Source organism: Moritella sp. (assembly GCF_033791185.1).
Taxonomy (GTDB): Bacteria; Pseudomonadota; Gammaproteobacteria; order Enterobacterales; family Moritellaceae; genus Moritella.
This window is the reverse complement of sequence record NZ_JASJHF010000292.1, coordinates 1-9,432: the sequence shown is the minus strand read 5'-3', so window position 1 is coordinate 9,432 and position 9,432 is coordinate 1. Positions and strand designations below refer to the sequence as shown.

General features: G+C 40.7%; 8 protein-coding genes. 4 read left to right on the top strand and 4 right to left on the bottom strand.

All coding sequences use genetic code 11. The features are described from left to right. The coding region (ptsP, locus tag QNK26_RS16685; RefSeq protein ID WP_319225073.1) for a phosphoenolpyruvate--protein phosphotransferase at positions 1–1,922 on the top strand (1,922 nt) is incomplete at its 5' end. A gap of 61 nt (positions 1,923–1,983) precedes the next feature. On the opposite strand, the gene dhaR is transcribed toward ptsP, so the two are convergent. Beyond that, a complete protein-coding gene (gene dhaR, locus QNK26_RS16680) occupies positions 1,984–3,933 on the bottom strand; it encodes a dihydroxyacetone kinase operon transcriptional regulator DhaR (protein ID WP_319225072.1) in 1,950 nt (649 codons plus the stop codon). Between the two features lie 370 nt (positions 3,934–4,303). Here dhaR and recR point away from each other — a divergent pair, with 370 nt between their 5' ends. Continuing rightward, positions 4,304–4,906 (top strand): recombination mediator RecR, encoded by a 603-nt coding sequence (recR, locus tag QNK26_RS16675; RefSeq protein WP_319225071.1) that lies wholly within the window; start codon positions 4,304–4,306, stop codon positions 4,904–4,906. Between the two features lie 297 nt (positions 4,907–5,203). On the opposite strand, the gene QNK26_RS16670 is transcribed toward recR, so the two are convergent. Further along, on the bottom strand, positions 5,204–5,788 hold the full coding sequence (locus tag QNK26_RS16670) for a superoxide dismutase (protein ID WP_319225070.1): 585 nt from the start codon (positions 5,786–5,788) through the stop codon (positions 5,204–5,206). Positions 5,789–6,115: 327 nt separating this feature from the next. On the opposite strand from QNK26_RS16670, the gene grxD reads away from it, so the two are divergent. Next, entirely contained in the window at positions 6,116–6,442 is a 327-nt protein-coding gene (gene grxD, locus QNK26_RS16665) for a Grx4 family monothiol glutaredoxin (protein ID WP_319225068.1), read from the top strand. Between the two features lie 132 nt (positions 6,443–6,574). On the opposite strand, the gene QNK26_RS16660 is transcribed toward grxD, so the two are convergent. Beyond that, positions 6,575–7,900, bottom strand: coding sequence for a Na+/H+ antiporter family protein (locus tag QNK26_RS16660; RefSeq protein WP_319225066.1), 1,326 nt, complete (start codon positions 7,898–7,900; stop codon positions 6,575–6,577). Positions 7,901–8,314: 414 nt separating this feature from the next. On the opposite strand from QNK26_RS16660, the gene QNK26_RS16655 reads away from it, so the two are divergent. Next, the gene (locus QNK26_RS16655; RefSeq protein ID WP_319225065.1) at positions 8,315–8,809 is read left to right on the top strand and encodes a hypothetical protein; all 495 of its coding nucleotides are present in this window, start codon (positions 8,315–8,317) and stop codon (positions 8,807–8,809) included. Positions 8,810–8,901: 92 nt separating this feature from the next. Here the strand turns inward: QNK26_RS16655 and rnt are convergent. After that, positions 8,902–9,432: ribonuclease T (rnt, locus tag QNK26_RS16650; RefSeq protein ID WP_319225063.1), on the bottom strand; the 531-nt coding region annotated here is incomplete at its 5' end.

Here is a 9,432-nt window from a genome sequence, read left to right as displayed (position 1 = left end):
CTACGATGGCTGCTGTAGATGCGACCATTGAGCTAGCAAAACTGGGCGAGAGGGCGAAGGCTAAGAGTTTGAATGCCATTGCAAAACTGAATATACAGGGTGGTGATGAGATCTGTTTGTATGCATCGGGTGATGAAGCTGAACTGGCGATTGCTGAATTCATTCGCTTGACTACTTGTCATTTTGGTGACTCCATAGAGCAGGCTGTAGCGCCTATGGCTGATATAGCCAGTCAAAGTGTTGCGTCCTCACAAGAACAGGTTGAAGGGGCGTTGAATGGACTGGCCGTGTGCGCCGGTATTGTGACCGGACCTGTAGTACATTTTGATGCTGTGATGCCCGCGATCCCCGAGCGTAGCTTTGAATCGATTGAGATGGAAAATATCCGATTGGATAGTGCCATCCAACAAGTGACAGAGCAACTCGCGCAGCAGGCCAATGATACGGAGTTAACGTTAGGCAAGGAGCATGCGGAAATATTTAAAGCCCACATGCTGATGCTTGAGGATCCGGAGCTGCTTGCCGATGTTCGATCGCGAATTGAGCAACATATGATTGCTGAGCAAGCTTGGTTAGATATAACAACGCTTATGGCTGCGCAATATCGTGCTTTAGAAAGTACTTATATGCGAGAGCGTGAAGCCGATGTAATGGATATTGCTCGACAAGTGATGTTGCAATTATGTGGTGATGGTCTGGGAAGCCGAATTGAACTTACTCAGCCATCAGTGTTGCTGGCAAAAGATTTATTACCATCGGATACTGCACAACTCGATCCTGAGAAGGTATTGGCTATCTGCCTAAGTGGCGGAGGTAAAACATCACATAGTGCGATCCTTGCGAGGGCAATGGGTATTCCAGCCATTATTCGGGTTGAAAACTGTCTGGAACTTGTTGAACCGGGTCAGATGGTGACGGTTGATGGTTTTAGTGGTTTATTATGGTTGACGCCAACCGAAAGTAAACAACAGGAACTCGATGAACATCGTAAAACTTGGCTTGCACAGGCTAATAATCAATTATTGGCTGCGCAACAACCTGCGATCACGACCGATGGTTTTAGATTTAATGTCATGGCAAACATTGGTGGCTTAGAGGATGTTTCTGCGGCGCTTGATGCGGGTGCTGAAGGTGTAGGTCTGTTGCGAACGGAGTTTTTATTCCAGTCCCATGCGGAGTTACCTTCAGAGCAGCAACAATATATTGTTTATCGTGATATCGCTGCTGCGCTTGGCGACCGACCGTTAACCATTCGCAGTCTTGATATTGGTGGTGATAAACCGTTGCAGGCGTATCCAATGAATAAGGAAGATAATCCTTTCCTTGGATTACGCGGCGTACGCTTATGCCTTGCTGATAATATCTTGTTTAAAGATCAGCTTAAAGCCGTATTAAGAGCTGCTGCAGAGTACCCTAATATTCAGTTAATGATTCCTATGATTGCTCAGTTGTCTGAACTTGTGGCGGTAAAAAATCTTATCTCTAGCTACCGTGAAGAGCTTAACCTGCCTGAAAAGGAATATCCGTTGGCAGTCGGTATTATGATTGAAGTGCCTGCTGCAGTATTTAATGCAGATGCATTAGCGCAGGAAGCTGATTTCTTTTCTATTGGCACCAATGATCTGACCCAGTACGTGATGGCCGCAGATCGAGGAAATCCAACAGTTGCTGATTTGGTTGACTACAAACAACCTGCTATTATTAAAGCTATCGCGATGACTTGCAATGCTGCTATTAAAGCAAATATACCGGTTGGTATGTGTGGTGAAATGGCGGGAGATAGTGATATGACTGAATTACTGCTTAGTTTAGGGCTAACTAAACTGAGTGCGAGTTCAAGTATGATCCCGGCGTTGAAATCCAAAATTAGGCAAGTTAATTTTCATGATTCATGTGAGAATCTACAGGCTCAACCCGCTTAGATTGATTGAATTAGTTTAGTATTTAAAGGCATGAGATTTTATTTCATGCCTTTTTTAATGGTTAGTTATGCACTTTATCTACACTAACACTCGGATTAATATCATATTTTTTGATTTTACGCCACAGTGTCGTTCGGCTGATTTGCAGTGCTGCCGCAATATCATGAATACGACCATCAAACACTTGCCACGCTTTTTCGATTGCTTGTTTTTCCATTGCTTCAAGACTTTGGACATAAGGTGTACCGTACATATCTTTTTCGATAGGGCTAGATAAAAACTGATTTGGCAGATCGTCGATAGTGATGGTATCGTCATTGCGATTAAGCACGATCTTTTCTACCTTATTCTGTAGTTCTGAAATATTACCTGGCCAAGAATAACGATATAGCACGTCAAGAGCATCGTCTTTAATAGAGATATGGGTATTGTAGCGCTTCTCAAGTCGTCTTAGCTGTCGCTGGATCAGTTCAATGATATCCTCTTTACGCTGTCGTAGTGGTGGTATATCGAGTTCTACTGCACTGATCGCGTAATACAACTGACGTCGAAATGAATCCTGTTTTATATACTGCTCTAAGTCGGCGCTGGTACAGGAGATTAATTGAAAATTCATCGGTATCATACGATTACTATTAGTACGCATGAGCAGGTTGGTTTTCAGTATTTGGAGCAGTGCCGATTGCATTTCGGTACATAAAAACTCAATTTGCTCTAAGTAGATAGTCCCACCGTTAGCCAATTCAAATTTTGATGCTTGACCTTCACCGTCGTCACTACCGAGTAGTTCTTTGAGCATATTTTCCGGTGTAATACTCTTGCAGTTGAGCGTGATAAAAGGGCCTTTATTTTTATCACTTAGATGGTGTATTGCCTGCGCGATCTTATTTTTTCCCACCCCTTCTTCACCTTTCAATAAGATCGGTTCATTGGTTTTAGCTGCTCGTTTAGCGATAGTCTTAATTTTTTTCATTTTTGGAGAATGCGTGACCAAGGAATTAAAGCTGAGTTCGGCATTGCCACAAATATGCCGTTGCGCAAAGCGTCGCATGGTTTCCAACGGATGCAAGAACAGTAAAAAGCTCCCGTCGTGTAGCGGCCTTAATGTCACTAATGCTTCGATAAACTTACCCTGAGATTCAAAGGTGATCTCTAAGTGGGATAGTTTTTTACTTGCTTGAATACCCGATTTAATTATCGGTGGTAGCAAGATTAATTTTTCAAGTTGAAGGCCGATAACATGATCTTTTTCGAGATTGAAGGTGCTCGCGGCTTGGTTGTTTATCAAGGTGATGCGTTGATCTTTATCCCAGGCTATGATGCCGTCATCCATACATTCTAGCACTGCATTTCGCTGGCCTAATAGCGTGTTAGCATCGGATAAATTATTCTCCAGCTGTAATAAACTACTGGTTTCTTTTGCACAAGAAGTGATTAGGGCTGCATCGCAACGCTGGTAGTTATCGACATGAGTGATAAGTAACAAGCAGGCGGTTAGCCGTCCCTCGGAATTAAAAACAGGCGCCGCATGGCTGCAGTATTTATGAAGATGCTGATTAAAGTGTTGAGCGGCAAAAATACTTGCTGGTTCATGAGTATGTAGGCTCAGACTGACTGCGTTAGTGCCAACTCGACCTTCGCTCCAGAAGGCGCCTTTTTTAAACCCGAGATCATTGAAATCAGCAATTATCTTGTCATTGCCCAAAATAGACAGGGTACAGCCAGTCGCATCAGTAACGAGCATCGCGCAGGTTCGATGATCTATCATTTGGTAGATGTCTTCGAGTACGGTTTCTGCGATAGCAATAATTTCAGCACTGCGACGAATGAATGAACTTAGCGTACTACCCGAAGCAACGTTGGGTTTATGCCATTCATAAGGAGAAGTCTGGCGGACACAGCGTTTCCAGGAGTCGAGAATGGGAGATAAGGTAAACTCAGCAGCCACCCAGCGATGTTTTTGGAAAAATTCCCAACAAGTATGTGCACTTTCTTCAGTTAATTTTATCATTTTTGTCATAATATAATTGGTGAAAATACCGGTCAATTAGCCAAATGTTCAGAAGGACATTGGATAATGTCAGGGTGTCATGATAATTACGTTTATTACTTTGAAATTATTGATTTTTTATATATATGTAGTGACTAAAATCTACCTTGAGTCTGGCTGCTAGGTCAAGGTTTTATGCTGATAATCATCCACATTATTGTGCAAGGTTGCGAATGGTTTAAAACTGCGCATTAACCAGTCTGTAAATTAAAACTTCAGCGGTCTAAATACAGGGACGAAAACATATGCCAAAATAGCTGATTTGATGTAGTATTGCGATCAATATAGATGCGAAACCTAGTGAGAGCAGGGTTTCTTTTTGGAGTTATAAATGAAGTTCAGTCCTTTGCTAGATCAATTAATTAATGATCTACAGATTTTACCGGGTGTAGGACCTAAGTCAGCACAACGTATTGCATTTCACATATTAGAGCGTAAGCGTGATGCTGCTGTTTCGTTGGCGCATTCTTTAGAAAAGGCGATGACTAAAATTGGTCACTGTCAACAATGTAATACCCTGACTGAATTAGATATTTGTGCAATATGTGCTAACCCTAAGCGTCAAGCTGAAAAAATATTGTGTGTTGTTGAAGGGCCTGCTGATGTGGCGGCAATTGAACAAACCAATCAATTTAGTGGTCAGTATTTTGTATTGATGGGTCACTTATCACCATTAGATGGCATCGGACCTGATGAAATTGGTTTAGATAAATTAGCGGATCTATTAGCATCTGGACGTTACGATGAACTTATTCTCGCAACCAATCCAACCGTAGAAGGTGAGGCTACAGCGTATTACATTGCTGAAATTGCACAAGAGTACGGTGTGAAAGCGAGCCGTATTGCCCATGGTGTACCCGTTGGTGGTGAATTAGAATATGTAGATGGAACGACCTTGTCCCATTCATTACTTGGTAGACAACAAATTAGCTGATTGTCAGAGACTTAGCTGGGGGTCTCGAGAAGTCGAGCGCTCAGTTGATTGATAAGTAGAGAACAGTGAACATTAATGTTGTTGGGATAGACAATGTTAATATTGCTTTAAATGTATTACTAAAATTCATATCGACCTCGGTCTTGAAAAATAAGCAATAACATCCTTGTCATCATTCTAATGAGATAAAGAATAACAATTTAGTATAAGTAATACTAGCTCAATACAAAAAAACCGATAGCACAAGCTATCGGTTTTTATTATCTAGCGTAAAGCTAACCTGAGTCTAAAAGACGATTAAGCAGCGAAGTTCGCGGCAGCGAAATCCCAGTTAGCTAGTGCCCAGAAACCAGCAAGGTAGCTAGGGCGTAGGTTACGGTAATCGATATAGTAAGCATGTTCCCATAGATCAACTGTGATTAGCGGTGTAACACCAGCTGCTGTGATCGGCGTACCAGCGTTAGACGTATTAACGATTTCTAGTTCGCCTTCAGCATTTTTAACTAACCAAGTCCAGCTTGAGCCGAAGTTGTTTACAGCTTTGTCATTGAATGCTGCTTGGAACGCTTCAAAAGAACCGAATTTAGCGTTGATAGCGTCAGCTAAAGCGCCTTCTGGCTGGCCTTTTGCCGCTGGAGTCAGACTGTTCCAGTAGAACGTGTGGTTCCATACTTGTGCAGCGTTGTTGAATACTGGACCTTCAGAAGATTTAACGATTTCTTCTAATGTTTTTTCAGCAAAAGGTGTACCTTCGATTAGACCGTTAAGCTTAACCACATAAGTATTGTGGTGTTTGCCGTAGTGGAAAGAAAGAGTCTCAGCTGAGATATGTGGTTCAAGTGCATCTTGTGCGTACGGTAAAGCTGGTAGTGTAATACTCATAGGTATTTCCTTATGTATTGATAGCTAAAAGCTATCCATTGCTCATTATTGATTTAATTATTGCAAGAATACTACCGCTAGCGTTGAATATATTCAAGCATTTGCGCGCAATTGTACTGTTCAATTAATAAATTGTAACCAGTGAAGTGAAATTTTAACAATTAGACTAAATATAAAACAAAATAACCCTACAAATTAACGGTGTTAACCAAGCTATAATTAGCATAAAATGGCTCACTAAATTTGTATTTATTAATGCATTCTATGGTTAGAGTTTAAAAAATCATAACTACAGTAGATGTAAACGCTAAGATTTGTGAGGACACAATGGAAACTTTAGATAAAATTAAACAGCAACTTGCTGAGAACTCAATCATCCTATACATGAAAGGATCGCCAAAACTACCGAGCTGTGGTTTTTCTTCACAAGCATCACAAGCAGTAATCAATTGTGGTGAGCAATTTGCTTACGTTGATATTCTACAAAACCCAGATATTCGCGCTGAACTACCTAAATACGCGAACTGGCCTACATTCCCACAATTATGGATTGATGGCGAGCTTGTTGGCGGTTGTGACATCATCATGGAAATGTTCCAACACGGTGAATTACAGCCATTAATCGCTGCAGCTGCTGCAAAAGCGAAAGCGTAAGCTAAATCATTATCTAACTATGTGTACGTGGTAAACGTTAAAATCGTTTATCAACATAATTAGCATACGAAAAAGGGAAGCAATTGCTTCCCTTTTCTATATCTGTAATTTAATTTTTACTTATTTAAAGTTCTACAGTGTAACTGCAGCGATCCAACCAAAGATAATAAGTGGAATATTATAGTGGATGAACGTTGGAATTACGGAATCACGAATATGATCGTGTTGGCCATCAACGTTTAGGCCAGATGTCGGACCTAATGTTGAATCTGATGCCGGAGAGCCTGCATCACCCAACGCTGCAGCAGTACCAACAAGTGATGCTGTTGCAAGAGGTGAGAAACCAAACTGTAAAGCAAGTGGTACGTAGATAGTTGCAAGAATTGGGATCGTTGAAAAAGACGAACCAATACCCATCGTCACCAGTAAACCAGTGATTAGCATGAGTAATGCTGCTAAATTTTTGTTGTCACCTATCACTCCGCCAATTGAACTGACTAACGATTCAACACCGCTGGTTGCTTTCATTACTTCAGAAAAACCGGATGCCGCAATCATGATAAAGCCAATCATCGCCATCATATGCACACCACGAGTAAAGATATCTTGCGTTTCGTGGAATTTGATCACCCCACCTAGCGTAAAGATAATGAAACCAGTCAGTGCACCTAGAATGATTGAATTATAGGTTAACTGTAAGCTTAGGGCTGCAACAACAGCAACCATCGCCACGATAATATGGCGAGGATTAAATTCAACTTTTTGTACTTCTTTCGTTGTTAACTCACTTTCAACAAAATATTCGCGTGGTTTACGGTAGCTAAATAGCACTGCTGTAATAAGACCTATAACCATACCTAACACTGGTAGCGCCATTGCGGTTGGTAACTGCTCTGCAACTACATTTGCGCCGTTATCATTTAGATTTTTAAGCAGGATATTGTGTAAGAAAATACCGCCAAAACCAATAGGCAAGAACATATAGGTTGCCGTTAAACCAAATGTTATAACGCAAGCGACTGCACGACGGTCTAATTTCAATTTATTCATTACACCAAGTAGAGGCGGAACAAGTAGCGGGATAAACGCGATATGAACAGGAATGACGTTCTGAGATGAGATTGCTACTAACAGCAGGGTAAACAGTAAACCATACTTAAAACCGTTTATTTGGCGCTGAGAACCACTCGTGCCTAGGCGGCTAACAATTTTAGCTGCGAGTAGATCAGTGATACCTGACTTAGAAATGGCAACGGCAAACGCACCTAACATGGCATAGTTTAATGCAATAGATGCACCGCCACCTAAACCTGAGTTAAACGCCGCAATAACTTCTTCTAAAGGTAAACCACCAATTAAACCACCTAAGATGGCACTAATTGTGAGTGCCACAACAACATTAATCCGCATAAAGCTGAGGATTAGCATTGTTAGCACCGCGATAACGACAGGATTCATTTATTTATTTTCCAATGTTAATAATTTCATTGCCAGTAGTATATAAAACTATCATTAATAAGATAAGTAAATTTTAAGCCTATTTGTGGGTAATTATGCAGGTTTAGTGAGTATTTGCTTTTTAAAGCGGTTAATCAGTAACTAATTGATCGTTCTTTTTATATTTTTGATTTGTTGCGAAGTGAATTTTGGCTGCTAGCCTTGCATAATACGCGCAGGGTTTTATTCTTTTACTTTGGCGTTGGATGGTGCATGGAGGCTTCTTTTGGTATTACTCTAGCATTTAAACCTAAATATACTGAGCCAGTTATAACGTAAGATCATGTTTATCAAGTTGTATTGAGGTATTTCTCAAATCAAGGTTGATATTGTTTAGGTATACATTGTTAGATTTTTTATGGCGTTTAAAAACACATGATTAATTTAGCTAAAATAAAAAAACATAGCATAAGCCATTATTGTCATAATCATGGCTTGGCCAGTGCGATTTCCAAGGTCGAACGTTCACCTAATAAGTCTTTTATTACACTAATACACCAGTTCTGTGTGGTACTAACAGCGCAATGTCGAAATCTATTTATTATTTCATTTATGATAGTGTCTAGTCCGGTACATGCAGAAGGTGTTGAAGATGATAAGCAGAAACATTTTATTGCCGAAACGGTTATTTGTGGCGCAACGATGATGTACACCGAAAGTTGGTGGCAGACTATGCTTGTTGGCTTCACTATCGGTGCATTAAAGGAAACCTATGATGCGAGCCAGGAAGGTAATGAATTTGATAAAAATGATATGGCTGCAAATATGCTAGGCTGTTTTGCCGGTGTAACCTATGGTGCAACAGTGCTACATTTTAGTTATGAAAGTGATACTGATACTGCGATTATTGGGATTGAAGGTAAGTTTTAATAAATGAGTAAGATTTTACCCCTTTACACGTCACAATGTAGTACACAACTTATGAGTTATTGTATCTATATCGTAAAGTAGGGGCATAATTTTTATTCAGTTTCTGTATTTACGCTACAATCTAGAGCTTCATCTTCAGGAACTGGAAGTGGCCAACCGCCCATATCTTTCCATTTATTGACGATATAACAAAATAACTCTGCAGTTTGCTCGGTATCATATTTAGCAGAATGTGCTTGTTTATGATCAAACGGAATACCGGCAGCCATGCATGCTTTAGCAAGCACAGTTTGACCAACGGCTAAACCAGCCAGTGTCGTGGTATCAAATGTCGCAAAAGGGTGGAAAGGATTACGTTTGATCTTTTCACGGCTAGAGGCGGCACTTAAAAAACCATGATCGAAAGCTGCATTGTGTGCAACCATGATCGCACGATGACAACCCGTATCTTTCAAGCCTTTACGTACGGCTTTATAGATCTCGGTGATTGCTTCACGCTCGTGTACAGCACCACGCAGTGGGTTAGTAGGGTCGATACCGGTAAAGTCTAAGGCAGATTGCTCTAAATTAGCGCCTTCGAACGGTTCAACGTTAAAGTGTAAAGTATGCGAAATTTTAAGATA